This is a genomic window from Micromonospora citrea (assembly GCF_049629545.1).
Classification (GTDB): domain Bacteria; phylum Actinomycetota; class Actinomycetes; order Mycobacteriales; family Micromonosporaceae; genus Micromonospora; species Micromonospora citrea_A.
Genome location: NZ_JBNADX010000002.1, coordinates 175,947 through 199,692, shown reverse-complemented (window position 1 = coordinate 199,692; position 23,746 = coordinate 175,947). Strand labels below are relative to the sequence as shown.

The following is a 23,746-nucleotide window of genomic DNA, read 5'->3' as shown; positions in this document are numbered from 1 at the left end:
GGCGCACCCGGGCGCGATCACCACATTCCGCGCAGCACCAGCGGCACCGAGAGCAGCGCCAGCCCGGCGGTGGCCAGGGCGACCAGCGGCAGGGCCCGTGGACCGACCGGGGTCGGGCCGCTGCCGGCGGCCCGACCCCAGCAGGCGGCGAGCGCGCCCGCCCAGAGCAGCACCACGGCCGCCGCGAGCAGCGCGCCGGCGATGTCGCCGGTCAGGGCGAGCCGGATCGCCAGCACGGTCACCGCGGTGAGCGCCAGGGCGGTACGCCGCCAGGCCAGCCGGGTGCGCTCCGGTTGCAGCCCCGGGTCCCGGGTCATCGCCCGCCGAGCCCCTTCACCAGCACCGCCGCCACCAGCAGCAGCGCCCCGAGCCCCACGAGCAGGGCGAGTACGGCCGGGAAGCGGGAGACGGGCAGCTCCTCGCCGAGCCGGATGGCCCGTTCGGTACGCGCCCAGTGGTCCACCGCGCGGACCGCGACGGTGCCGCCGAGCAGCAGCAGCGCCACCGCGATCGCCTCGCGCAGGTGCCGCAGCGGCAGCGGTGGCAGGAACTGGGCGGCGGCCAACCCGCCGGCGATCAGCGCCAGCCCGGTCCGCAGCCAGGCCAGGAAGGTCCGTTCGTTGGCCAGGGAGAAGCGGTAGTCGGGGGTGGTGCCCACGCTCCTGAGTTCCGACGGGTCGAACCACCGTCTGACCGCCTGCCACACGGCCATCATTATCCGCTTTGTTCCCGACATAGCCTGGACGGATGACGGATCTTGACGCGCGGACCCTGCGCGACGCCTACGACACTCAGCTCCGTCCGGACATTCCGGACCCACTGCCCGCCGGGGTGACCGTGGACTCGGACGGTCCGCTGGTCCGGGTCCTCGGCCTCGACCAGCGTGGCTTCCTCACCTACCGGAGCCTGGACGGCCTGGCCGGCGCGGACCTGGACGCGCTGATCGCCCGGCAGGTGGAGTTCTTCCGTGGGCGCGGCGAGGCGGTGGAGTGGAAGCTCGTCGGCCACGACGAGCCGGCCGACCTGGCCGAGCGGCTGCGTGCCGCCGGGTTCGTGCCGGAGGACCAGGAGACCGTCGTGGTGGGGCCGGTGGCGGCGCTGGCCGGCGCCGTCCCGGTCCTGCCCGACGAGGTACGCCTGCGCGAGGTCACCTCCCGCGCGGATCTGGAACGCATCGCCGTCATGGAGGAGGAGGTCTGGGGTTCCGACCGCAGCCACCTGGTCACCGGCCTCGAGAAGGAGATCGAGGCCGGCCCGCAGTCGATCGCGATCGTGGTGGCCGAGGCGGGGGAGACGGTGGTCAGCGCCGGTTGGATCCGCTATCCGGCCGGCACCGGCTTCGGCACCCTGTGGGGCGGCTCGACCCTGCCCGCCTGGCGGCGCCGGGGCATCTACCGGGCGCTGGTGGCGTACCGGGCGCGGCTGGCCGAGCAGCGTGGCCGGACGCTGCTGCAGGTGGACTGTTCGCCGGACAGCCGACCGATCCTGGAGCGGCTCGGACTCGTCGCGGTCACCACCACCACGCCGTACGTCTACACTCCGTGATGATGGAGCAGCGGTTGACGGACGAGGAGCGGTTGACCCTCAAGACGGGCGCCTTCGGCGCGGTCTTCCTGGTGTCGAACGCCGATCCGGGCATGTTCGCCATGATCCGGGAGAGTGTCGCGGCCTCGGGGGCGTTGAACGACGCCAGCGGGGTGGTGAAGGAGGCGCTGACCACCGGTCCGCTGCCCCAGTTGCCCCGCGATTCGGCGTTGGAGGTCGAGGCGGTCGTGCTCCCGGCGCTCGGGCGGGCCGTCGACATCCTGCGGGCGAAGTTCCCGGACGACCTGGCGGTGTACCGGCGGGTGGTGCTGGCCGCCGCCGACCGGGTGGCCGAGGCGCACCGGGGGGTCGTGCCGGCCGAGGCGGCCGTGATCGAGCGGATCAGGGGTGCGCTGGCGGAGCCGGCCTGACGCCGTCGTGGGCGCGCAGGCGGGGGCCGGGCCAGACGCGTGCCCCGGGGTGTACCCGGATCCCCTCGCCGGTCCGTGCCGTGGTGATCGTCGCCGCGCCGATCGTCCGCGCGACGGTGTCCGGGCCTGCCCTGCGCCCCGGCGGTCAGGCGTCGCCCGGGTGCGGCCCGGTCGGGTCGTCGTGCGGTCCGGTCCAGACGGCGTGGACGGTGTCGCGGACGCAGCGGTCGCGCAGCCGGCCGCAGGCGCAGCGGTACGGCTCGGCCGTCTCCTCGCGCCCGCAGCGGGCCGGGTCGGTGCCGGTGCGGACGGCCGCGTCGACCGGTGGCGGGTTGGTCTGTCCCGACATGTTCGGACACCTCCCTTATGAGAATTTAAACAGGCGCGCGGGCCTCGGTGAGCTGTGTCACTCTGAGTGGCCGGGGAGGCGATGCTACTGGCAGGTAACATTGCGCCGTGGGCAACTGCACAGCAGCCCGTTGTTGACCGACCGTTAAGTCACGCGGCAGGCTGCGCCCGAGACCGGGCGAGTGATCGCTACACCAAACAGGAGGGTCGTCGAAACGCGATGAACATCGTCGTACTCGTCAAGCAGGTGCCCGATTCGGGCGCGGACCGCAACCTGCGTACTGACGACAACACCGTCGACCGCGGTTCGGCGAACAACGTCATCAACGAGATGGACGAGTACGCCATCGAAGAGGCGTTGAAGATCAAGGAGGCGCACGGCGGCGAGGTCACCATCCTGACCATGGGTCCGGACCGGGCGACCGAGTCGATCCGCAAGGCGCTCTCCATGGGCCCGGACAAGGCCGTGCACGTGGTGGACGACGCCCTGCACGGATCCTGCGCCGTGGCCACCTCGAAGGTGCTCGCCGCCGCCCTCGGGCAGCTCAACGCGGACCTGGTGATCTGCGGCGCGGAGTCGACCGACGGCCGCGTCCAGGTCATGCCGCACATGATCGCCGAGCGGCTGGGCGTGGCGGCGCTGACCGGCGCGCGCAAGCTCACCGTCGACGGCGCCACGCTGACCGTCGAGCGGCAGACCGAGGAGGGCTACGAGGTGGTCACCGCCTCGACCCCGGCCGTGGTCTCCGTCTGGGACACCATCAACGAGCCGCGCTACCCGTCCTTCAAGGGCATCATGGCCGCCAAGAAGAAGCCGGTGCAGACGCTTTCCCTGGCCGACCTCGGCGTCGCCCCGACCGAGGTGGGCTTCGACGGCGCGACCAGCGCCGTGCTGGAGCACACCAAGCGCCCGCCGCGCTCCGGCGGCGCGAAGATCACCGACGAGGGCGAGGGCGGCGTCAAGCTGGTCGAGTTCCTCGCCACCGAGAAGTTCGTGTGAGAGGTCTGGACATGTCTGAGGTTCTCGTCGTCGTCGAAGCCACCCGGGAATTCGGCGTCAAGAAGGTCACCCTGGAGATGCTCACCCTCGCCCGCGAGCTGGGCACCCCGAGCGCGGTGGTGCTCGGTGGCGCCGGCGCGGCCGAGGCGCTGAGCGCCAAGCTGAGCGAGTACGGCGCGCAGAAGATCTACGCCGCCGAGAGCGAGGAGATCGACGGCTACCTGGTGGCCCCGAAGGCCACCGTGCTGGCCGAGCTGGTCGGTCGGGTGCAGCCGGCGGCCGTGCTGCTGGCCTCCGCGCAGGAGGGCAAGGAGATCGCCGCCCGCCTCGCCGTCAAGCTGGACAACGGCATCCTGACCGACGTGGTCGGCCTGGCCGCCGACGGCACCGCGACCCAGGTCGCCTTCGCCGGTTCCACCATCGTCAAGTCCAAGGTCACCAAGGGCCTGCCGCTGGTCACCGTCCGGCCGAACTCGGTCAACCCGACTCCGGCCCCGGCCACCCCGGCCGTGGAGCAGCTCACCGTGTCGGTCACCGACACCGACAAGCTGGCCAAGGTCGTCGACCGGGTCGCCGAGCAGAAGGGCTCCCGCCCCGAGCTCACCGAGGCCGGCGTGGTCGTCTCCGGTGGTCGCGGTGTCGGCAACGCCGACAACTTCAAGCTGGTCGAGGAGCTGGCCGACCTGCTCGGTGGCGCGGTCGGCGCGTCCCGGGCGGCCGTCGACTCGGGCTACTACCCGCACCAGTTCCAGGTGGGTCAGACCGGCAAGACCGTCTCCCCGCAGCTCTACGTCGCGCTGGGCATCTCCGGCGCGATCCAGCACCGGGCCGGCATGCAGACCTCGAAGACGATCGTCGCCGTGAACAAGGACGGCGAGGCCCCGATCTTCGAGCTGGCCGACTTCGGCGTGGTGGGCGACCTGTTCAAGGTCGTACCGCAGGCCGCCGAGGAGATCCGCAAGCGCAAGTGAGCTGAGCACCAGCCACGGCGAGGGCCGGGAACCGCCAGTCGGTTCCCGGCCCTCGCCGTGCGGCGTCCTCCTCGGCGAGCACGGCCGGAACGGCCCACGACGGCCCCCGCGAGCTGCGACGATGACCGGGTCCCCCGTGCACCCCGCCCGAACCGCGACGAGGAGTGCGCCATGCCGGCCAGGACGCCCGGAGGCGGTCACCACGCGTTGGCCGTGCACGAGGTCGTGCTGCTGCTCGAGACCGACACCGACCGTGGGCTGACCGACGACGAGTCCGCCGCGCGCCTGGCCCGGTTCGGCCCGAACGTGCTGCCCGCCGCCGCCCGCGGCGGCACGCTGCGCCGGCTGCTGCGGCAGTTCCAGAACCCGCTGGTGTACGTGCTGCTCGTCGCCGGCGTGGTGACCCTTCTGCTCGCCGAGTACGTCGACTCCGCGGTGATCTTCGGGGTGGTGGTGGTCAACGCCGTCATCGGCTTCCTCCAGGAGTCGAAGGCGGAGTCGGCGCTGGACGCGTTGCGGGCGATGGTGCGTACCGAGGCGCGGGTGGTACGCGGCGGACGGCACCTGCGGGTGCCCTCGGAGCAGCTCGTCCCGGGCGACCTGGTGCTGGTCGAGGCGGGCGAGAAGGTCCCCGCCGACCTGCGGCTGGCCCGCGCCGACGAGTTGCGCGCCGACGAGTCGGCCCTGACCGGCGAGTCCCTGCCGGTCCGCAAGGACGAGGTCGCCGTGCCCGACGAGACGCCGGTGGCCGACCGCCGCAACGTGCTCTACTCCGGCACCCTGCTCACCGGCGGCTCCGGCGCCGGCATCGTGGTGGCGACCGGGGCGGAGACCGAACTGGGCCGCATCCATCGCCTGGTCGGCGCCGCGCAGGTCCTCGACACCCCGCTGACGTCGAAGCTGGCCCGGTTCAGCCGGATCCTCACCCTGGCGATCCTGGTGCTCGCGGGGGTCACCTTCGCCGTCGGTCTGGCCCGCGGGGAGGCGGCGGGCGAGACCTTCACCGCCGCGGTGGCGCTGGCGGTGGGGGCCATCCCCGAGGGCCTGCCGGCCGCGGTGACCATCACGCTGGCGATCGGGGTGTCCCGGATGGCCCGCCGGCGGGCGGTGATCCGGCGGCTGCCGGCCGTGGAGACCCTCGGCAGCACGACGGTGGTCTGCACCGACAAGACCGGCACCCTCACCGAGAACCAGATGACCGTGCAGGCCCTCTGGACCGTCGGTGGCCGGTACGAGGTCAGCGGCGGCGGTTACGCCCCGCTCGGGGAGATCCGCGACCCGGAGGGTGGCCCGGCCCCCACCGGGGAGGGTGGCGCCCTGCGCTGGTCGCTGCTGGCCGGTGTCGCCTGCAACGACGCCCGCCTCGACGAGCGTGCGGGACGGTGGACGGTGCTCGGCGACCCCACCGAGGGGGCGATGCTCGTGGTGGGCGCCAAGGTGGGGCTGCGTGCCGAGGAGGTCGCCGCCGAACTGCCCCGGGTGGCGGCCGTCCCGTTCACCTCCGAGCGGCAGTTCATGGCGACCCTGCACGACCAGGCCGACGGCGCTCGGGTGGTGCTGGTCAAGGGCGCGGTGGAACGGATCGTGCAGTGGTCCACGGCGGCGCTCGGCGCCGACGGCGGGACCGTCGCGCTGGACCGCTCCGCCGTGCTGGCCGCCGCCGCGGAACTGGCCGGCCAGGGCCTGCGGGTGCTCGCCACCGCCCTGCGCCGGGTCGACGGCGAGGACGGGCTGGTGGAGGAGTCGCTGCCCGGCCAGCTGATCTTCACCGGGTTGCACGCGATGCTCGATCCGCCCCGCGAGGCCGCGGCCGCCGCGGTCGCCTCGTGCCGGCGGGCCGGGATCGCGGTGAAGATGATCACCGGAGACCACGGGGTCACCGCGAGCGCCATCGCCGTACGCCTGGGTCTGCTGGCCGGCGAGCCGGGGCCGGGCGAGGTGCTCAGCGGCGCGGACCTGGCGAGGCTCTCCGACGCGGAGCGTCCGGAGGCGGTACGCCGGGCGGCGGTGTTCGCCCGGGTGTCCCCGGAGCAGAAACTGCGGCTGGTGGAGGCGTTGCAGGCCGAAGGTCAGGTGGTGGCGATGACCGGCGACGGCGTCAACGACGCCCCCGCGCTGCGTCAGGCCGACATCGGGGTGGCGATGGGGCGCAGCGGCACCGAGGTGGCCAAGGAGGCCGCCGACATCGTGCTCACCGACGACGACTTCGCCACCATCGAGTCGGCGGTGGAAGAGGGCCGGGGCGTCTTCGCCAACCTGACCAAGTTCATCACCTGGACGCTGCCCACGAACACCGGGGAGGGACTGGTCATCCTCGTCGCGATCGTGCTCGGCACGGCGCTGCCGATCCTGCCCAGCCAGATCCTCTGGATCAACATGACCACGGCGGTGGCGCTCGGCCTGACGCTCGCCTTCGAGCCGAAGGAGCCGGGGATCATGGACCGCCCACCGCGCGACCCCGGGCAGCCGCTGCTCACCGCCGCCCTGGTGGTCCGGATCCTGCTGGTCTCCGCGCTGCTCGTCGCGGGCGCCTGGTGGCTGTTCGAGTGGGAACTGGACAGCGGGGCGGAACTGCCCGAGGCGCGGACGGCGGCGGTGAACCTCTTCGTCACGGTGCAGGCGTTCTACCTGTTCAGCTGCCGCTCACTGACCCGCTCGCCGTGGCGGCTGGGGCTGTTCGGCAACCGTTGGCTCATCGGCGGCGTGCTGGTCCAGGCCCTCGGCCAGCTGGCGCTGACCTACCTGCCGGTGATGAACACGCTCTTCCGCACGGCGCCCATCGACATCGGCGCGTGGTTGCGCATCCTCGGCATCGCCCTGGTGGTCTCCGCCGTGGTGGCGCTGGACAAACGGTTCGGCTGGTTCGGTCGCCGGCTCGGGTGACGAGCCGGCGACCGCCGGTGCGAAGGGAGCTGATCGGCGGGCCGGGGAGCTGAGCCGGCCCGCCGATCAGCCCGTCAGGGTGCCCCTCAGCAGGCTGTCGCCGGAGTGGGCGGGCTTGTTGTCGTACCGCTCGGCGGAGACGTCGACAACCGAGTATGCCTGAAGGTCGACGTTCGGTGGCAACGGGAGCAGCGCATCGCCCGACCCGTCACGCAGCACACCGACCGAGAACATCTCCATGGTCTTCGGGTTGATCAGCCAGACCTCGTAATACCCCGGAACGTCCGGGAGATTCGCCACGTGCAGGTGCAGTCGACCGTCGACGAACACCCGCGCGTCGCCGTTGGCGTCCTTCGGCGTCTGCCCGTACGCGGTCAGCGGCGTGCTGGCCAGCACGATCTGCCGGGGCGCCGGGTCCGGCTCCCGCCGGCCGGGGTCGAGCACGGCGAGCGTGCCGACGACGCCGAGCGCGGCGGCGGCCGTGGCGGTCACCACGGTGGTGGCCCAGCGGGGCCAGCGACGGCGGCGACGGGAACCGCCGGCCGGCGACGCGGCCGGGGTGCCCGAGACCGGCTGCGAGGGCACGGACTGCTGGCGGCGGGCCCCGGTCAGCGAGGGCAGCTCCTCGGCGGCGTTGATCTCCGCGACGATGCCCTGCCAGATGTGCTCCGGCGGATCGGGCAGGTCACGCAGGGTCTGGGTCGCCGCGCCGAGGCCGGCGACGTGCCGGAGGTTCTCCATCTCGCCCCGGCAGGTGGCGCAGGCGCCGAGGTGGTCGGTCTCGCCGTGGTCCGCCTCGCTCTCACCGAGTGCCAGAAATACCAGCCGGTCGTGGTCCAGGTGCTGCACCGTCCACCTCCCATCTGCGCTTCAAGCTCGCCATGCCGCGTCGGATGTGACTCTTGACCGTGCCCAGCGGCACTCCGGTCACCGTCGAGATCTGCTGGTGTGTCAGGTCGTCGTAGAAGGCCAGCTCCAGCATCCGGCGCTGGTCGTCGGGGAGGCGGGCCAGCTCGTCGGCGACCACCAGCCGGTCGACCACGGTGTCCGGGTCCGGGCCGGTGGCGGCCGGCTCGGGCAGTTGCCGGACCGTCTCCACCACCCGGGTCTCCCGGGCCGAGGCGCGCAGCCGGTCGATCACCTTGCGCCGGCCGATGCCGAGCAGCCAGCCGATCAGCGAGCCCTTGGCCGGATCGAAGGTCTCCCGCCCCAGCCAGGCCGCCACGAAGGTGGCCTGGGTGACGTCCTCCGCGTCGCTGCGGTTGGCCAGCGTGCTGGTGGCCAGATGCAGGACGGCCCGGCCGTACCGGTCGTACGCCTCCCGCAGGGCGGTCTCGTCGCCCACGCGGAACCGTTGCGCCAGATCGTCCTGGGGCGGGGGATCCGGCTCCTGTCGCACCGCTGTCACCGGGCGGCTCGCCTTCCGTGGGGCATGCCCGACTGTAGCTCCCACAGTCACCGCCCCACTCTCCCGGTCCGTGTGTCCTTGCGCTCCTGTCACCTGCTCTTCGTCGCCGAGGGCGGTTCCGGATGCGGCGCGGACGAAGAAAAAAAGAATTCCGTCCGGCTGCATCCGGCGGTGCGGACGGCGGCGTAACCCGTTCTGCAAGCCAGGCCTGACGAATCAGCACCAATCACCAGGAGGCAGTCATGCAGCTCTCGAACTTCCGTCGGGTCGCCGCGGGTGGCGCGGTCGCCGCCCTGACGTTCGCCGGCGTCGGGGCCCTCACCGCCACGCCCGCCTTCGCCGCCTCGTCGAAGGTCTCCGTCGTGCACGGCATCCCGGACACTCCGGTCGACGTGTACGTCAACGGCGAGAAGACGCTGGACAACTTCAAGCCCGGCGACGTGGCCGGCCCGCTGACGCTGGAGCAGGGCGCGTACGACATCGCCCTGACCAAGCCGGGCGAGGCGCTCGACAAGGCGATCCTCACGGTCGACGACGCCGCCGTGCCCGGCGGGGCCAACATCAGCATCGCGGCGCACCTCGACGCGTCCGGCCAGCCGAAGATCACGCCGTTCGCCAACGACGTCGCCAAGGTCGACGCCGGCAAGGCCCGGCTGATCGTCCGGCACACCGCCGCGGCCCCGGCCGTGGACGTGCGGGCCGGCGGCACCCCGGTCTTCGAGGACCTGACCAACCCGAACGAGGCGAAGGCCGACGTCGACGCCGGCACCGTCAAGGCCGACGTGGTGCTGGCCGGCACCGACACCGTGGCGATCGGCCCGGCGGACCTCACCCTCAAGGAGGGCACCGCGACGATCGTGTACGCCATCGGCTCCGCCGAGGGCAAGACCCTCGACCTGGTCGCCCAGACCGTGACCGGGCTGCACTCGGCGCCGGGCGGCGTGCCCAGCGGCAGCGGCGGCCAGGCCGGCACCGGCGTGGACACCTGGTGGTACGTGCTGGCCGGTGCCGGCGCGCTGCTCCTGGTCGGCGGCGGGGCGCGGGTGGCGACCGCCCGGGTCGGTCGCCGGTGACGGTGCGACACCGCGGGGCGCTGGCGGCGGTGGCCGCCGGCGTCGCCGCGCTCACCGTCGCCGGGGTGGTGGCCTGCGGGTCGCAGCCGGCCGAGGACGTCGGCGCCGAGGAGGCCGCCGCCCTGGCCGGCTCCACCCCGACCCCGGCGGGCACCTCGTCGGTGCCGGTCACTGCGGGTGAGTTGCCGGCGGGCGAGGAGACCGTGCCGCCGGCGAAGCTCGTCATCCCGGCGATCGACGTCACCGCCACCGTCGACCCGGTCGGCGTCAACCGGCGCACCGACGAGTTCGAGGTCCCGCCGAGCGTCGACCGGATCGGCTGGTACCGGTTCGGCCCCGGGCTGGAGGCGACGGCCGGGTCGGTGGTGATCGCCGGCCACGTGGACAGCGCCGACCAGGGCAAGGGGGCCTTCTTCCGGCTGCGTGAGCTGGACCGCGACGACACCGTCACCGTCACCGGCACGGACGGGCGGCAGCGGGCGTACCGGGTGGTGGCCCGCCAGGAGTACGACAAGTCGAAGATCCCGCTGGAGCGCTACTTCGCCCGCGACGGCGGGCTCCGGTTGACCCTGATCACCTGCGGCGGGCCGTTCGACGCGAAGACCCGCTCGTACCGGGACAACATCGTCGTCACGGCGGTGCCGGCCTGAGCCGGGGTGGGAAGGACGTCCTCCCCACCCCGCCGGTGGTCCGGCGTGGGGCCGGCGGCCTGCCGGTCGTTAGGCTGAACGGTGATGGCATACCTGGATCACGCGGCGACGACCCCGATGCTCGACGAGGCGTTGGAGGCGTACGTCGCCACGGCCCGCGAGGTCGGCAACGCGTCGTCACTGCACGCCGCCGGCCGGCGGGCCCGACGCCGGGTCGAGGAGTCGCGCGAGCGGGTCGCCGCCGCGCTCGGCGCCCGCCCGTCCGAGGTCGTCTTCACCGGCGGCGGCACGGAGAGCGACAACCTCGCGGTCAAGGGCATCTTCTGGGCCCGGCGCGGGTCGGCGCGGGTGCGGGTGGTGTCCAGCGCGGTCGAGCACCACGCGGTGCTCGACGCCGTGGACTGGCTCACCGCCCACGAGGGCGCCGAGGTGGGCTGGCTGCCGGTCGACGCGGCCGGCCGGCTGGACCCGGATCGGCTCCGCGCCGAACTGGCCGCGCACGCCGATCGGGTCGCCCTGGTGACCGCCATGTGGGCCAACAACGAGGTGGGCACCGTCCAGCCGGTGGCCGAGCTGGCGGCGGTGGCCGCCGAGCACGGGGTGCCGTTCCACACCGACGCGATCCAGGCGGTCGGCCAGGTGCCGGTCGACTTCGCCGCGAGCGGCGCCTCCGCCCTCACCGTCACCGGGCACAAGCTGGGCGGCCCGGCCGGGGTCGGCGCGCTGCTGCTGGCCCGCGACGTCGCGGCCACCCCGCTGCTGCACGGCGGCGGCCAGGAGCGGGACGTCCGCTCCGGCACCCTGGACACCGCCGGCGTCGTCGCCTTCGCGGTCGCCGTCGAGGCCGCGGTCAAGGGCCAGCAGGAGTACGCGGCGCGGGTGGCCGCGCTCCGCGACGACCTGGTCCGGCGGGTCCGTGAGGCGGTGCCCGAGGTGATCTTCAACGGCGACCCGACCGACCGGCTGCCGGGCAACGCGCACTTCTCCTTCCCCGGTTGCGAGGGAGACGCGCTGCTGCTCCTGCTCGACGCCCAGGGCATCGCCTGCTCCACCGGTTCGGCCTGCTCGGCCGGGGTGGCGCAGCCCTCGCACGTGCTCATCGCGATGGGCGCCGACCACGACCGGGCCCGCTCGTCACTGCGCTTCACCCTCGGTCACACCAGCACTCCCGCCGAGGTCGACGCCCTCATCGCGGCACTGCCGGCCGCCGTCGAACGCGCCCGCCGCGCCGCCTCGCTGCGCGGCCCGCGCTGACCCGTCCCCGTGTTCCGGGCGGCCCGGTCCCGCCGACGGCAGGCGTGCGGGCGTGGGGGTGGTCGCAGTCGAGCGGTGGGGGAGCGGGCGACGAGGCGTAGGCGGATAGGCTCGGTGGGGTGAAGGGGGTACGGCGGTGAGGGTTCTGGCAGCCATGTCGGGCGGAGTGGACTCCGCCGTCGCGGCGGCGCGTGCGGTGGCGGCCGGGCACGACGTGACCGGTGTGCACCTGGCGCTGGCCCGCAACCCGCAGACCTACCGCACCGGGGCGCGTGGCTGCTGCACCCTGGAGGACTCCCGGGACGCCCGTCGCGCCGCCGACGTGATCGGCATCCCGTTCTACGTCTGGGACATGGCCGAGCGTTTCCACTCCGACGTGGTGGACGACTTCGTCGCCGAGTACGCGGCCGGCCGTACCCCGAATCCCTGCCTGCGCTGCAACGAGAAGATCAAGTTCGCCGCGGTGCTGGACCGGGCGGTGGCCCTGGGCTTCGACGCCGTGGTCACCGGCCACCACGCCCGGCTCGGCCCCGACGGCCTGCTGCGCCGCAGCGTCGACCACGCCAAGGACCAGTCGTACGTGCTGGCGGTGCTGACCCGCGCGCAGCTCGACCGGTCGATCTTCCCGCTCGGCGACGCCACCAAGGCCGAGGTGCGTGACGAGGCGGCCCGGCGCGGGCTGGCCGTGGCGGACAAGCCCGACTCGCACGACATCTGCTTCATCGCCGACGGCGACACCCGCGGCTTCCTCGCCGGGCGGCTGGGTGAGGCCCCCGGCGACGTGGTCGACGCGTCGACCGGTGCGGTCGTCGGCAGCCACACCGGCGCCTACCAGTACACCGTCGGGCAGCGGCGCGGCCTGCACCTCGACCGGCCCGCCCCGGACGGCCGCCCCCGCTACGTGCTCTCCATCACCCCGAAGACCAACACGGTGACCGTCGGCCCCGCCGAGGCGCTGGAGGTCTCGCAGGTGCGGGCCACCCGCCCGGTCTGGACCGGCGGCGAGCGACCCGCCGCCCCGATCGAGTGCGAGGTGCAGCTGCGCGCGCACGGCGACGTGGTCCCGGCCATCGTGACGCTGGACGGCGACACACTCCACGCCGAGCTGCGCCGACCGGTACGCGGGGTCGCCGCCGGGCAGGCGATCGTGGCGTACCGGCCGGATCCGGCGGGCGACGTGGTGCTCGGGTCCGCCACCATCACCGGCTGACCCAACGATCCGCCTGGATCGACGCGGCGAAGGTGCTGCCGGTCATCGAGGGAACAGTCATCCGCTTGGAGGTCGACCATCTGCCCAGCGGCGCAACACCGAAGCCGGTGCGACTGTGGGGGTCCGGCGTTGACGCCGCCCCGACTGACGTCAGCTGAGGTGGGCTGGTCGCGCTGCCGGTGGGCGAGCCTGTGGCGGAGCTGGCACCCTGCACTATCGTCCCCGGGGTTGTGGTCACGACGAGGGGGCTGGCATGGGGTACGGGGTCACGGTGCGGCGCGGTTGGGTCGCCGCGTGCAGGATTGCGGTCGTGGTGGTCGTTGGAGCGGTCTTCGGCTGTTCGGATTCCTCCGGGCACCGCTCGGAGCTGCCCTCCTCTTCCGTGTCGACGCAGCCCTCGGTGAGCCCGTCGAGCATGCGGGCCCGGCTTGAGTTGCCCATGCGGCTCGGCAATCGCTCTCGCTTCGACGACAGGTCGCTAACGCGTGTCGCGATCAGGAACTACAGCATCCTCGATCGTCTAGTGGATGATCGTCATGAAAAGGCTGTCGCGGCCGTCTATAACGGTGAGACTGACGCCGACTACGCGGTTCTGGTCAGCGCTGCCGCCGGCAGGATCCGGGACGAGGAAGCGACGCTGGACGCGATCTTCGGGCTGTACCCCTCGATGGGTGAGGTCCGGACGGTGGACGCTGGACCATTGGGTGGCGTGGCAGCGTGTGGTAGCGCCCGCGACGGGCAGTATCACGTCACGATGTGCGCTTGGGTCGATCAGATCAGCGCCGGCGTTGTCATGTTCCTCAGCCCGAAGAAGCGTCCGGTCGACCGGGGCAAGGAACTCGTGGATATCCGCAGCGAGGTGGAGTTTCCTATCCCGGGCCTGCCCGCCGGCCAGTGAGAGAGTCTGTCGGCGTCGACCGCCCGGGTGTATGCCCGCGATGTCGTGGCGCAGGGAGCGGTCCGGCGAGCCGGACCGCCCGTCGAGTCCGTGGCGCCGGGTCCGGGCTGCTCGTCCCGCCCGGTCCGGCGCAACGGATACCCTTCGGCCGTGACTGAACAGTCCTGGCCATGGCCCCCGGGGGCCGCCACCGGCATCGGCTCGCTGCCCGGCACCGACGTCGCCGAGGCGCAGCGGATCGTCCTCGGCGAGCTGCCCGCCCTTCCCCACCTGCCCGAACTGCCGGCCCGCGGTCCCGGCGCCGACCTGATCGGGCGGACCGGTGGGCTGCTGGTCGAGCTGCCGGTCGAGCTGTACGCGGCGCGCTGGCGGATCGCGCCCCGTCCCGGGCGGGACCTGCGCCGGGCCCGTGACCTCATGGAACGCGACCTGGACCAGCTCGCCGAGCAGGCCGAGACGTACGCCGGGCCGGTGAAGATCCAGGCCGGCGGACCGTTCACCCTGGCCGCGGCGCTGGAGCTGCCGATCGGCGGGCGGATGCTGCGCGACCCGGGCGCGGTGCGGGACCTGGCCGGCTCGCTGGCCGAGGGACTGCGGGTGCACGTCGCGGCGGTGAGCCGCCGGCTGCCCCGGGCCTCGGTGCTGCTCCAACTGGACGAGCCGTCCCTGCCGACGGTGCTCGCCGGGCGGGTGCCCACCGAGAGCGGCTTCGGCGCCCACCGGGCGGTGCAGCCCGAGGTCGCCCGGAGCCTGCTGCGCCAGGTGATCGACGCGGCCGGGGTCCCGACCGTGGTGCACTGCTGCGCCCCGGAGGTGCCGCTGGAGCTGATCCGATCCGCCGGAGCGGTGGGGGTGGCGCTGGACCTCACCCTGGTCAAGGAGCTGGACCCGCTCGGCGAGGCGATCGACGCCGGGCTGGGGCTGCTGGCCGGCGCCGCGCCCACGCCGGCCCCGCCGGCCGGCCGCGCGCCGACCTCGGCCCAGGTCGCCGACCGGGTACGCACCCTCTGGGACCGCCTCGGCTTCCCTCGTCGCCGGCTCGCCGAGCAGGTGGTGGTCACCCCGGCCTGCGGCCTCGCCGGGGCCACGCCGGCGTACGCGCGAGCGGTCCTCGCCGCCTGCCGGGACGCCGGCCGGCGGCTGTCTGAGGACTGAGGTTCCCGTCGTAGGTGTGGGGCAGGATGACCGGCATGATTGGACGGTTGCGCTCGACGGTGCTCGACTGCCCGGATCCGCGCGCCCTGGCCGCCTTCTACGCCGAACTGCTCGGGCTGCCGCTGGTGGAGGAGCAGTCCGACGGCGACGGGTGGGTGGTGCTCGGCGGCCCGCCCGGCCACCAGCCGCGGATCGCCTTCCAGAAGGCCCCCGACCTGCGACCGCCGGCCTGGCCGGATCCGGAGCGGCCGCAGCAGTTCCACCTCGACGTCACCGTCGACGACATCGACGCCGCGGAACGGGCCGCGCTCGCCCTGGGCGCGCGCCGGCTGCCCGGCGAGGGCGAGGGCTTCCGGGTGTACGCCGACCCGGTCGGTCACCCGTTCTGCCTCTGCTGGGACTGAGTCCGCAGGGGGTTGCGGACGACCGGCATGATCACGGGCGTGATCGACTCCTCGCTCCGCCGCGCCTCCGGCTCGCTCTTCGGCCTCGCCTACGGTGACGCACTCGGCAAGCCGACCGAGTTCCTGACCGTCGCCGAGATCCACCGCCGGTACGGCCCGACCGGCCCGCGTGAGCTGGCGGGCGACCCGGCGCTGGTCACCGACGACACGCAGATGGCCCTGGCGGTGGGGTGGGCGCTGCACGACGCGGGCGTCCACACGCCGGAGACGGTCGAGCCGCTGCTGCGGCGGCGCTTCCTCGACTGGGCGGTCAGCCCGGACAACAACCGTGCCCCGGGCACGACCTGCCTGCGCGCCTGCGCCGAGCTGAGCCGGGGGCTGCCCTGGCAGCAGGCCACCGTCGCCGGCTCGAAGGGCTGCGGCGCGAACATGCGGGTCACCCCGGTCGGGTTGCTCGACGTCGACCTGGACACCCTGGCCGGGCTGGCCCAGCTCCAGGCCGGCCTGACCCACGGCCACCCCACCGGGCTGGCGGCCAGCGAGCTGACCGCGTACGCGGTGCGCCTGCTGCGCGACGGGGCGGGCCTGGCGGAGCTGCCCGCGCTGCTCACCGCGCGGGCCCGGGAGCAGCGCCGGGTCTACCGGGGCGACTGGCTCGGTGACCTGTGGCAGCGTCCCGGGCTGGACTCCCCGGCGGAGTTCATCGCCCGGGGCTGGGACGAGTGCCTGCACGCGCTGCACCGGCTCGACCTCGCGCTCGGCCGGCCCGACGACGGCGACGACCCGTGCCGGCACACCGGTGAGGGCTGGATCGCCGAGGAGGCGCTGGCCACGGCGCTGCTCTGCGCCCTGCGGCACCCGGACGACCCGGTCGCCGCGATCGCCCGGGGCGCCACCACCGCCGGCGACTCCGACTCGATCGCCGCCCTGGCCGGCGCGTTCGTCGGCGCCGTCCACGGCACGGCGGCCTGGCCGGCCGACTGGCCCACCCGCATCGAGTACGCCGACCAGCTCACCGCCCTCGGCGCGGCCTGGGACTGAGCCCGGCCGAGGCCGGGTGGGCGCCGGCCGGTCGGCGCGGCTGGTGGTGTCGGTGGCGCTCACCCACCGGGACGGTCGGACCCGGGTGACGGCGGCAGGCCCGCCCGGTCAGGCCGGGCTGCGCCGGCCGTGCAGTCGCCGTACCTGCCGCCACAGCTCCGGGTCGCAGGAGCCGGCGCGGCGGGAGAAGTCGTCGAGCGGCACGGACAGGGGCTCGGCGAGGTCGAGCCAGCTGTCGTGGTCGGCGTCCGGGTCCCAGTCGCCGGTGGGGATCCGGACGTGGTCGTCCCGGCCGCTCTTGTCCTGACTGGTGATCTTGAGCACCTCGGCGCCCCGGTCGTCGGCCCGTAGCACCAGGCAGGGGCGCACCTTCGAGCCGCTGCCGTCGGCGTACGGGACGTCGGCCCACCAGATCTCGCCCGGCCGGGGCGTACCGGTGGGGGTGCGCGGTCGGGGCGGCGCGGTCGGGCGGGCCCGGTCGCGCGGCGGGGTGCCCCGCTGCGGCCTGGCCCGGTCGCCGCCGCCGTCGGACGGGCGTCCGCCCCGGCGTCGCCACTCGTTCCAGGCCCATCCGGCGACCACGGCCAGGACGACCAGCAGCGCCCACCACACCCACTCGGGCATCCGTATCCCTGCCTCTCCCCGGGCGACGCACCGGGCCGCCGACGTGCGGCGATCGTCGCACGGACGGCGGGCGCCCGCCCGTCGGGCGCGGCGGGGGAGGCGCGGGATTGTCCGACCGTCCCGTTACCGTGCTCCGGTAGCGTGATCACGGGGAGGTTCCAGGGTGTCCGGAGGCGGCGAAGTGTCGGAAGAAGAGATCTCCCCGCAGGTCAGCGCCGCGCAGGAGGCGGCGGCCGGCGGCGAGCCCACCCCCGAGGTGCGGGAGCGGCACGCCACGCTGAGCCAGGAGCTCACCGAACACCAGTACCGCTACTACGTCCTCGACGCGCCGACCGTCTCCGACGCCGAGTTCGACCGGCAGCTGCGCGAGCTGGAGGCGTTGGAGGCGGAGTACCCGGCGCTGCGCACCCCCGACTCGCCTACCCAGCGCGTCGGCGGCACCTTCTCCACCGACTTCACCCCGGTGGCCCACGCCGAGCGGATGCTCTCGCTGGACAACGCCTTCGCCGACGAGGAGCTGGCGGCCTGGGCCGAGCGGGTCGAGCGGGACGCCGGCGGCCCGGTGCCCTACCTCTGCGAACTCAAGGTCGACGGGCTCGCCATCAACCTCACCTACGAGAAGGGGCGGCTGGTCCGTGCCGCCACCCGGGGCGACGGGCGCACCGGCGAGGACGTCACCGCCAACGTGCGCGCCATCCGGGACGTGCCCGCCCGGCTGACCCCGTCGGCCGAGTTCGGCGCGCTGCCCGAGCTGCTGGAGGTGCGCGGCGAGATCTACTTCCCGGTGGCCGGTTTCGCCGACCTCAACGCCGGCCTGGTCGAGCAGGGCAAGGCGCCGTTCGCCAATCCGCGCAACGCCGCCGCCGGCAGCCTGCGCCAGAAGGACCCGCGGATCACCGCGTCCCGGCCGCTGCGCCTGGTGGTGCACGGCATCGGCGCCCGCCGGGGCTTCCGGCCGACCGCACAGTCCGAGTCGTACGCGGCGCTGAAGGCGTGGGGGCTGCCCACCAGCGACCGGTGGCGGGTGGTGCCCGACCTGGCCGGCGTCGCCGAGTACATCGCCCACTACGCGAAGCACCGGCACGACGTCGAGCACGAGATCGACGGCGTGGTGGTCAAGGTCGACCCGGTCTCCATCCAGGGCCGGCTCGGCTCCACCAGTCGGGCGCCCCGCTGGGCGATCGCCTTCAAGTACCCGCCGGAGGAGGTCAACACCACCCTGCTCGACATCGAGGTCGAGGTGGGGCGGACCGGTCGGGTCACGCCGCGCGCCGTGCTCCAGCCGGTGAAGGTGGCCGGCTCCACCGTCGCGTACGCCACCCTGCACAACGCCCGCGAGGTGGAGCGCAAGGGGGTGCTGATCGGCGACACGGTGGTGCTGCGCAAGGCCGGCGACGTGATCCCCGAGGTGCTCGGCCCGGTGGTCGAGCTGCGGCCCGCCGACGCCCGCCCGTTCGTCATGCCGACCACCTGCCCGTCCTGCGGCACGCCGCTCGCCCCGGCCAAGGAGAGCGACGTCGACATCCGCTGCCCCAACACCCGCAGCTGCCCGGCGCAGCTGCGCGAGCGGGTTTTCCACCTGGCCGGCCGGGGCGGCTTCGACATCGAGGTGCTCGGCTACAAGGGTGCGGCGGCGCTGCTCGACGCGCAGATCATCGCCGACGAGGGCGACCTGTTCTCCCTCGACGCCGAGCAGCTCGCCCGCTCGCCGTTCTTCGTCAACAAGGACGGCAGCCTGGGCAGCAACGCCACCAAGCTGCTGGACAACCTCGCCGTGGCCAAGGAACGCGACCTGTGGCGGGTGCTGGTCGCGCTCTCCATCCGGCACGTCGGCCCGACCGCCGCCCAGGCGCTGGCCCGGCACTTCCGCTCGGTCGAGGCGATCGAGGCGGCCTCCGAGGAGGAACTGTCCTCGGTGGACGGGGTCGGCCCGACCATCGCCGCCAGCATCAAGGAGTGGTTCGCCGTCGACTGGCACCGCGAGGTCGTCCGCAAGTGGACCCAGGCGGGCGTACGGATGGCGGAGGAGGCGGTCGACGAGGGGCCGCGCCCGCTGGAGGGGGTGACGGTGGTGGTGACCGGGACCCTGGCCGGGTTCAGCCGGGACCAGGCCGCCGAGGCGATCCAGAGCCGGGGCGGCAAGGTCAGCGGTTCGGTCTCCAAGAAGACCGGCTTCGTGGTGGTCGGCGACAACCCGGGTTCGAAGGCCGACAAGGCCGCCTCGCTCAAGGTGCCGGTCCTCGACGAGGACGGCTTCCGGGTGCTGTTGGAGCAGGGGCCCGACGCGGCCCGGGAGGCGGCCCGGGTCGAGGAGTGACCGCCCCGGACAGAATCGGATCTTGACGTCGTATACCAACTTAATTACGACTACGACCGATTCGTGACTGTCGCCTGGGGGATTGCGTCGCTCAGGGCGTTTGATGGGTGCACGGTGTGCGACCGGCGCACACCTCGGCCGTACGCCCGGGAGGTGCGATGGAGACCGCCGACCCCCGCAACTCCGTCCCGCCCGGGCACCAGGCGTTCGGCGGGTTCGTCGTCGCGGTGACCACGGTGGCGGCGCTGATCGCCGTCCCGGCCCTGGTGGGCCTGCCGGACCGGCTGCCCGCCCTGCCGGCCGCGTTCTGGACGATGGCGACGCTCGCGGTGGCCTGCGACGCGCGTCCCTTCGTCCCGCCCGGCCGTCGGCAGACCTCGGCGGTCTTCCCGTCCACCTGCTTCACCTTCGCGATCCTGCTCGGCTGGGGGCTGGGCCCGGCGGTGGCGGTGCAGGCCGTCGCGGTCGCCATCTCCGGCTGGCGGATGCGGCACGCGCTCTGGCGGACCGCCTTCAACACCGCCCAGTACGCCTGCGCCCTCGGCGCCGCGTACCTGGTGCTCCGGCTCGGGCCGGGCGGGCTGGCCGAAGGCGGGCGGCTGCGCTGGACCGACGTCGCCGTCGTCGGCGCGGCCGTCGCCACCTGGTTCGCGGTCAACTACGGCCTGGTCAGCACCGCGCTGCGCCTGCGCTTCGGCGGCCGGTGGTGGCCGAGCGTCCGGCAGGCGCTCGGATTCGAACTGCTCTCCACCGGGTCGCTGCTGCTGCTCGCCCCCGTGCTGGTCGCCGCCGCGCGGGCCAGCGCCGCGCTGATCCCGCTGGTGCTGGTGCCGCTCTTCGCCGTCTACCGGATGTCCCGGCTCTCCGCCGAGCAGGAGCAGCTCGCCGCGCTCGACCCGCTCACCGGCCTGCCCAACCGCAAGGCGCTGCTGGCCGAGGTGGCCGAGCAGGTGCACCTGCACGCCGAGCGGGTCGCGCGGGGCGCCCCCGACGCCCACCTCGCCCTGCTCCTGATCGACCTGGACCGGTTCAAGAACGTCAACGACGCGCTCGGGCACGCGGTGGGGGACCGCCTGCTGGTGGAGGTCAGCGCCCGGCTCGTCGACGTCGTCGGCGGGCGGGACATGCTGGCCCGCCTCGGCGGGGACGAGTTCGCCATCGTCGCCACCCGGCTGGCCGGCGTCGACGAGGCCCGCGAGCTGGCCGACCGGGTGGTCGCGGCGCTCGCCGAGCCGGTGCCGCTGGACGGGCTGCCGCTGGACGTGGGGGCCTCCATCGGTGTCGCGCTCTTCCCCGAGCACGGCGAGGACTACGCCACCCTGATGCGCCACGCCGACGTGGCGATGTACGACGCGAAGCACCGCAACGACACCGTCGCCGTGTACGCCGCCGAGTCCGACCACAACTCCGCCGAGCGGCTGGGCCTGCTGGCCGACCTGCGCCGGGTACTGGAGGCGGGGCCGCCCCCGGCGCGGGCGGTGCGCGGCGGCGACGGGGCCACGCTGCCGTCCCGGCTGGCCACCGACCCGGGCCCGCGGGCCGGGCAGAGCCGGTGGTGGCCGCGCCGCCGCCCGCGCACCGGCCCGGAGCACCCGGACGAGCTGCTCAACCGGATCCTGACCGGGGCGGACCCGACCCGCCCGCGGGTCACCCGCCCGGAGCCCGACGTGCCGCTGCCCGCCGAGGCGCCGGTCGCCCCCGCCCCGGCCCGGGACGACGCGGCGGACGACGTGGGGGCCATCACGATGTACTACCAACCGCAGATCGCCATCGCCACCGGCGAGGTGGTCGGCGTGGAGGCGCTGCTGCGGTGGCGGCACCCGCGCCGGGGCATGGTCGACCCGGGTGAGCTGATCCGCCTCGCCGAGCAGAGCGCGGTGATGCGGCTGCTCACCCGGCGGGTGGTCGACGACGTGATCGAGCAGCTGGCGAAGTGGTCGGCGGCCGGGATCACCCTGCGGGCCTCGCTCAACGTCAGCGTCCGGGACCTGCACACCGGTGAGATCGCCGACCGGATCGCCGAGCAGCTCGCCCGCTTCGGGGTACGCCCCGAACGCCTGCAACTGGAGATCACCGAGGGCGCGCTGATGGCCGACCCCCGGCGGGTGCTCGCCACCATCACCCGGCTGCACCGGCTCGGGGTGGCGATCTCTCTCGACGACTTCGGCACCGGCTACTCGTCGTTGCAGCACCTGCGACGGTTGCCGCTGGCCGAGGTGAAGGTGGACCGGTCGTTCGTGCTGGGGATGGCCGACGACCCCGACGACGCGGCGGTGGTCCGGTCGATGATCGAGCTGGCGGGCGCGCTCGGGCTGCGGGTGGTCGCCGAGGGCGTGGAGGACGAGCGCACCTGGCGGCTGCTGCACACGGCGGGCTGCGACGTGGCCCAGGGCTGGTTCCACGCCCGGCCGATGCCGGCGGAGGATCTGGTGACCTGGCTGTCCCGGTACCGGCCGGTGCACCCGACGGTGGCCGCCGAGCCGGACGGGCCGCGCCGCGCCGGCCGGTGACGGGTCCGGCAGGCGGGCGGCGGGGGGAGTCGGAGGCGTCGCCGCGTCCGCAGGACAATAGACTCGCTCCGGTCACCGCGCGTCATCTCCACCGCGACCGCGCGGCCGGCACACCGCAGACGCACTCAGGACAGCCACGAAGGGGGCACCGATGGCCGCCATCTCCCGCGAGGAGGTCGCGCACCTCGCGCGACTGTCGCGGCTCGCCGTCACCGAGGAGGAGCTGGACACCTTCGCCGGCCAGCTCGACGTCATCCTCCAGTCGGTCGCCCAGGTCGGCGAGGTCGCCGCGGCGGACATCCCGCCGACCTCCCACTCGGTGCCGCTGACCAACGTCCTCCGCGAGGACGTGGTGGTGCCGGGGCTGACCCCGCAGGAGGCGCTGTCGGGTGCGCCCGACGCCGACCAGCAGCGGTTCCGCGTCCCGCGGATCCTGGACGAGGATGTGGCCTCATGAGCGAGCGCAAGAGGGTCAGTGCGAAGCGCCGGTTGGGGCGCGGTGGGTGGGGAATCATCAGACTCAGTGTGCGGGTGCCTCATGGCGGCGCGGAGCGAAGCGGAGTGTCGGCATGAGTGATCTGACCAGGCTCACCGCCGTCGAGATCGCCGGCCTGGTGGCCGGCGGCGAGACCTCCGCCGTCGAGGTGACCCGGGCCCACCTGGACCGGATCGCCGCCGTCGACGACCGGGTCCACGCCTTCCTGCACGTCGACACCGAGGGCGCGCTGGCCGCCGCCCGTGCCGTGGACGAGCGCCGGGCCGCCGGCGAGGAGCTGGGCCCGCTCGCGGGCGTACCGGTCGCGGTCAAGGACGTGCTCACCACCAAGGGCGTGCCGACCACCGTCGGCTCGAAGATCCTCGAGGGCTGGCGACCGCCGTACGACGCGACGATCGTGCAGCGGCTGCGCGAGGCCGGCACGGTGATGCTCGGCAAGACCAACATGGACGAGTTCGCGATGGGCTCCTCCACGGAGTACTCGGCCTACGGTCCGACCCGCAACCCGTGGGACACCGACCGCATTCCGGGCGGCTCCGGTGGTGGCAGCGCCGCCGCGCTCGCCGCGTACGAGGCCCCGCTGTCGATCGGCTCGGACACCGGCGGCTCGATCCGCCAGCCGGGTGCGGTCACCGGCACGGTCGGCGCGAAGCCCACCTACGGCGGCACCTCCCGCTACGGCCTGGTCGCCTTCTCCTCCTCGCTGGACACCCCCGGCCCGTGCGCCCGTACCGTGCTCGACGCCGCGTTGCTGCACCAGGTCATCGGCGGGCACGACCCGCGTGACTCGACCTCGATCCCGGCCCCGGTGCCGGACGTGGTGGCCGCCGCGAAGCTCGGCGCGACCGGCGACCTGACCGGCGTGCGGCTCGGCGTCGTCTCCGAGTTCACCGGCGAGGGCGCCGAGCCGGGCGTGATGGCCGCCTTCCGCGAGTCGGTCGACACCCTGGCCAAGCTGGGCGCCGAGATCGTCGAGGTGTCCTGCCCGCACTTCAAGTACGCGCTGCCGGCGTACTACCTGATCGCGCCGAGTGAGTGCTCCTCCAACCTGGCCCGGTTCGACGGCGTCCGGTTCGGCCTGCGGGTCGGCGACGACGGCAACCGGTCGCTGGAGGAGGTCATGTCGCTGACCCGCGAGGCCGGCTTCGGCCCCGAGGTCAAGCGGCGCATCATGATCGGCACGTACGCGCTCTCCTCCGGCTACTACGACGCCTACTACGGGCAGGCGCAGAAGGTCCGCACCCTGATCACCCGCGACTTCACCGCGGCGTTCGAGCGGGTCGACGCGCTGATCTCGCCGACCACCCCGTTCGTGGCCTTCCCGCTCGGCGCGCGCACCTCGGACCCCTACCAGATGTACCTGGCCGACCTGTTCACCATCCCGACCAACCTGTACGGCGGCCCGGGCATCTCGGTGCCGTGCGGGCTCTCCGACGGGCTCCCCGTCGGCCTCCAGGTGATGGCCCCGACGATGGCGGACGACCGGATGTACCGGGTCGCCGCCGCGCTGGAGTCCGTGGTCGGCACGTTCACCCCACCGGCGCTGTGA

At 73.9% G+C, this 23,746-nt stretch carries 23 protein-coding genes and 1 pseudogene; 18 read left to right on the top strand and 6 right to left on the bottom strand.

From position 1 onward, the window contains the following. Positions 1–17: 17 nt before the first annotated feature. Positions 18–317: a DUF202 domain-containing protein gene (locus ACPFP2_RS03455; RefSeq protein WP_424085991.1), complete on the bottom strand. Its 300-nt coding sequence runs from the start codon at positions 315–317 to the stop codon at positions 18–20. Continuing rightward, positions 314–712, bottom strand: coding sequence for a YidH family protein (locus tag ACPFP2_RS03450; RefSeq protein ID WP_424086326.1), 399 nt, complete (start codon positions 710–712; stop codon positions 314–316). Before ACPFP2_RS03450 ends, ACPFP2_RS03455 begins: the two co-directional genes overlap by 4 nt. 35 nt (positions 713–747) lie before the next feature. Here ACPFP2_RS03450 and ACPFP2_RS03445 point away from each other — a divergent pair, with 35 nt between their 5' ends. Further along, complete coding sequence (locus ACPFP2_RS03445) at positions 748–1,545, top strand: GNAT family N-acetyltransferase (RefSeq protein WP_424085989.1); 798 nt, start codon at positions 748–750, stop codon at positions 1,543–1,545. 2 nt (positions 1,546–1,547) lie between these two features. Beyond that, positions 1,548–1,955 carry a hypothetical protein gene (locus ACPFP2_RS03440; RefSeq protein WP_424085987.1) on the top strand — a complete coding sequence of 136 codons (408 nt, stop codon included), beginning with the start codon at positions 1,548–1,550 and terminating at the stop codon, positions 1,953–1,955. A 145-nt stretch (positions 1,956–2,100) separates the two neighbouring features. Here ACPFP2_RS03440 and ACPFP2_RS03435 read toward each other — a convergent pair whose 3' ends face one another. Then, on the bottom strand, positions 2,101–2,304 hold the full coding sequence (locus ACPFP2_RS03435; protein ID WP_424085985.1) for a hypothetical protein: 204 nt from the start codon (positions 2,302–2,304) through the stop codon (positions 2,101–2,103). A gap of 219 nt (positions 2,305–2,523) precedes the next feature. Here ACPFP2_RS03435 and ACPFP2_RS03430 point away from each other — a divergent pair, with 219 nt between their 5' ends. From ACPFP2_RS03430 to ACPFP2_RS03420, 3 genes are all read left to right on the top strand, one after another. Further along, positions 2,524–3,303 (top strand): electron transfer flavoprotein subunit beta/FixA family protein, encoded by a 780-nt coding sequence (locus ACPFP2_RS03430; protein ID WP_424085983.1) that lies wholly within the window; start codon positions 2,524–2,526, stop codon positions 3,301–3,303. A gap of 11 nt (positions 3,304–3,314) precedes the next feature. Continuing rightward, positions 3,315–4,274: an electron transfer flavoprotein subunit alpha/FixB family protein gene (locus tag ACPFP2_RS03425; RefSeq protein ID WP_424085981.1), complete on the top strand. Its 960-nt coding sequence runs from the start codon at positions 3,315–3,317 to the stop codon at positions 4,272–4,274. A 171-nt stretch (positions 4,275–4,445) separates the two neighbouring features. Next, positions 4,446–7,157, top strand: coding sequence for an HAD-IC family P-type ATPase (locus tag ACPFP2_RS03420; RefSeq protein ID WP_424085979.1), 2,712 nt, complete (start codon positions 4,446–4,448; stop codon positions 7,155–7,157). Between the two features lie 66 nt (positions 7,158–7,223). On the opposite strand, the gene ACPFP2_RS03415 is transcribed toward ACPFP2_RS03420, so the two are convergent. Together ACPFP2_RS03415 and ACPFP2_RS03410 are read right to left on the bottom strand one after the other, a co-directional pair. Further along, the gene (locus ACPFP2_RS03415) at positions 7,224–8,006 is read right to left on the bottom strand and encodes an anti-sigma factor (protein ID WP_424085977.1); all 783 of its coding nucleotides are present in this window, start codon (positions 8,004–8,006) and stop codon (positions 7,224–7,226) included. Next, positions 7,960–8,565, bottom strand: a complete 606-nt coding sequence (locus ACPFP2_RS03410; RefSeq protein WP_424085975.1) for an RNA polymerase sigma factor — start codon at positions 8,563–8,565, stop codon at positions 7,960–7,962. The genes ACPFP2_RS03415 and ACPFP2_RS03410 overlap by 47 nt, the downstream gene beginning before the upstream one ends. Before the next feature lie 242 nt (positions 8,566–8,807). Between ACPFP2_RS03410 and ACPFP2_RS03405 the strand changes: the two genes are divergently transcribed. The 9 genes and pseudogenes from ACPFP2_RS03405 (at position 8,808) to ACPFP2_RS03365 (ending at position 16,250) form a co-directional block, all read left to right on the top strand. Further along, entirely contained in the window at positions 8,808–9,638 is an 831-nt protein-coding gene (locus ACPFP2_RS03405; RefSeq protein ID WP_424085973.1) for a DUF4397 domain-containing protein, read from the top strand. Next, the gene (locus ACPFP2_RS03400; RefSeq protein ID WP_424085971.1) at positions 9,635–10,288 is read left to right on the top strand and encodes a class F sortase; all 654 of its coding nucleotides are present in this window, start codon (positions 9,635–9,637) and stop codon (positions 10,286–10,288) included. Before ACPFP2_RS03405 ends, ACPFP2_RS03400 begins: the two co-directional genes overlap by 4 nt. A gap of 84 nt (positions 10,289–10,372) precedes the next feature. Continuing rightward, positions 10,373–11,542, top strand: a complete 1,170-nt coding sequence (locus ACPFP2_RS03395; protein WP_424085969.1) for a cysteine desulfurase family protein — start codon at positions 10,373–10,375, stop codon at positions 11,540–11,542. 136 nt (positions 11,543–11,678) lie between these two features. Next, positions 11,679–12,752, top strand: a complete 1,074-nt coding sequence (gene mnmA / locus ACPFP2_RS03390; protein WP_424085968.1) for a tRNA 2-thiouridine(34) synthase MnmA — start codon at positions 11,679–11,681, stop codon at positions 12,750–12,752. After that, positions 12,641–12,904, top strand: a pseudogene (locus tag ACPFP2_RS03385) (NF041680 family putative transposase); the annotation flags it as partial. The gene mnmA and the pseudogene ACPFP2_RS03385, both read left to right, overlap by 112 nt. A gap of 101 nt (positions 12,905–13,005) precedes the next feature. Next, positions 13,006–13,650 (top strand): hypothetical protein, encoded by a 645-nt coding sequence (locus ACPFP2_RS03380; protein WP_424085967.1) that lies wholly within the window; start codon positions 13,006–13,008, stop codon positions 13,648–13,650. Between the two features lie 150 nt (positions 13,651–13,800). Next, positions 13,801–14,805 carry a methionine synthase gene (locus ACPFP2_RS03375; RefSeq protein ID WP_424085966.1) on the top strand — a complete coding sequence of 335 codons (1,005 nt, stop codon included), beginning with the start codon at positions 13,801–13,803 and terminating at the stop codon, positions 14,803–14,805. A 35-nt stretch (positions 14,806–14,840) separates the two neighbouring features. Next, positions 14,841–15,209, top strand: a complete 369-nt coding sequence (locus tag ACPFP2_RS03370) for a VOC family protein (protein WP_424085964.1) — start codon at positions 14,841–14,843, stop codon at positions 15,207–15,209. A 27-nt stretch (positions 15,210–15,236) separates the two neighbouring features. Beyond that, positions 15,237–16,250 (top strand): ADP-ribosylglycohydrolase family protein, encoded by a 1,014-nt coding sequence (locus tag ACPFP2_RS03365; protein ID WP_424085962.1) that lies wholly within the window; start codon positions 15,237–15,239, stop codon positions 16,248–16,250. Between the two features lie 108 nt (positions 16,251–16,358). Here ACPFP2_RS03365 and ACPFP2_RS03360 read toward each other — a convergent pair whose 3' ends face one another. Then, positions 16,359–16,874, bottom strand: a complete 516-nt coding sequence (locus ACPFP2_RS03360) for a type II toxin-antitoxin system PemK/MazF family toxin (RefSeq protein ID WP_424085960.1) — start codon at positions 16,872–16,874, stop codon at positions 16,359–16,361. Between the two features lie 181 nt (positions 16,875–17,055). Here ACPFP2_RS03360 and ligA point away from each other — a divergent pair, with 181 nt between their 5' ends. The 4 genes from ligA (at position 17,056) to gatA (ending at position 23,746) form a co-directional block, all read left to right on the top strand. Further along, positions 17,056–19,191 (top strand): NAD-dependent DNA ligase LigA, encoded by a 2,136-nt coding sequence (gene ligA, locus ACPFP2_RS03355; RefSeq protein WP_424085958.1) that lies wholly within the window; start codon positions 17,056–17,058, stop codon positions 19,189–19,191. A 158-nt stretch (positions 19,192–19,349) separates the two neighbouring features. Next, positions 19,350–21,701 (top strand): putative bifunctional diguanylate cyclase/phosphodiesterase, encoded by a 2,352-nt coding sequence (locus ACPFP2_RS03350; RefSeq protein ID WP_424085956.1) that lies wholly within the window; start codon positions 19,350–19,352, stop codon positions 21,699–21,701. 151 nt (positions 21,702–21,852) lie between these two features. Then, a complete protein-coding gene (gene gatC, locus ACPFP2_RS03345; RefSeq protein WP_088977795.1) occupies positions 21,853–22,158 on the top strand; it encodes an Asp-tRNA(Asn)/Glu-tRNA(Gln) amidotransferase subunit GatC in 306 nt (101 codons plus the stop codon). 112 nt (positions 22,159–22,270) lie between these two features. After that, entirely contained in the window at positions 22,271–23,746 is a 1,476-nt protein-coding gene (gatA, locus tag ACPFP2_RS03340) for an Asp-tRNA(Asn)/Glu-tRNA(Gln) amidotransferase subunit GatA (RefSeq protein WP_424085954.1), read from the top strand.

What these genes read in the sequence shown, in the direction of transcription:
- ACPFP2_RS03450 (WP_424086326.1), bottom strand. Translation starts at nt 712, where the DNA reads ATGGCCGTGTGGCAGGCGGTCAGACGGTGGTTCGACCCGTCGGAACTC.
- ACPFP2_RS03455 (WP_424085991.1), bottom strand. Translation starts at nt 317, where the DNA reads ATGACCCGGGACCCGGGGCTGCAACCGGAGCGCACCCGGCTGGCCTGG.
- ACPFP2_RS03370 (WP_424085964.1), top strand. Translation starts at nt 14,841, where the DNA reads ATGATTGGACGGTTGCGCTCGACGGTGCTCGACTGCCCGGATCCGCGC.
- gatC (WP_088977795.1), top strand. Translation starts at nt 21,853, where the DNA reads ATGGCCGCCATCTCCCGCGAGGAGGTCGCGCACCTCGCGCGACTGTCG.
- ACPFP2_RS03420 (WP_424085979.1), top strand. Translation starts at nt 4,446, where the DNA reads ATGCCGGCCAGGACGCCCGGAGGCGGTCACCACGCGTTGGCCGTGCAC.
- gatA (WP_424085954.1), top strand. Translation starts at nt 22,271, where the DNA reads ATGAGTGATCTGACCAGGCTCACCGCCGTCGAGATCGCCGGCCTGGTG.
- ACPFP2_RS03360 (WP_424085960.1), bottom strand. Translation starts at nt 16,874, where the DNA reads ATGCCCGAGTGGGTGTGGTGGGCGCTGCTGGTCGTCCTGGCCGTGGTC.
- ACPFP2_RS03395 (WP_424085969.1), top strand. Translation starts at nt 10,373, where the DNA reads ATGGCATACCTGGATCACGCGGCGACGACCCCGATGCTCGACGAGGCG.
- ACPFP2_RS03440 (WP_424085987.1), top strand. Translation starts at nt 1,548, where the DNA reads ATGGAGCAGCGGTTGACGGACGAGGAGCGGTTGACCCTCAAGACGGGC.
- ACPFP2_RS03425 (WP_424085981.1), top strand. Translation starts at nt 3,315, where the DNA reads ATGTCTGAGGTTCTCGTCGTCGTCGAAGCCACCCGGGAATTCGGCGTC.
- ACPFP2_RS03435 (WP_424085985.1), bottom strand. Translation starts at nt 2,304, where the DNA reads ATGTCGGGACAGACCAACCCGCCACCGGTCGACGCGGCCGTCCGCACC.
- ACPFP2_RS03405 (WP_424085973.1), top strand. Translation starts at nt 8,808, where the DNA reads ATGCAGCTCTCGAACTTCCGTCGGGTCGCCGCGGGTGGCGCGGTCGCC.
- ACPFP2_RS03365 (WP_424085962.1), top strand. Translation starts at nt 15,237, where the DNA reads ATGATCACGGGCGTGATCGACTCCTCGCTCCGCCGCGCCTCCGGCTCG.
- ACPFP2_RS03380 (WP_424085967.1), top strand. Translation starts at nt 13,006, where the DNA reads ATGGGGTACGGGGTCACGGTGCGGCGCGGTTGGGTCGCCGCGTGCAGG.
- ACPFP2_RS03445 (WP_424085989.1), top strand. Translation starts at nt 748, where the DNA reads ATGACGGATCTTGACGCGCGGACCCTGCGCGACGCCTACGACACTCAG.
- ACPFP2_RS03430 (WP_424085983.1), top strand. Translation starts at nt 2,524, where the DNA reads ATGAACATCGTCGTACTCGTCAAGCAGGTGCCCGATTCGGGCGCGGAC.
- ACPFP2_RS03350 (WP_424085956.1), top strand. Translation starts at nt 19,350, where the DNA reads ATGGAGACCGCCGACCCCCGCAACTCCGTCCCGCCCGGGCACCAGGCG.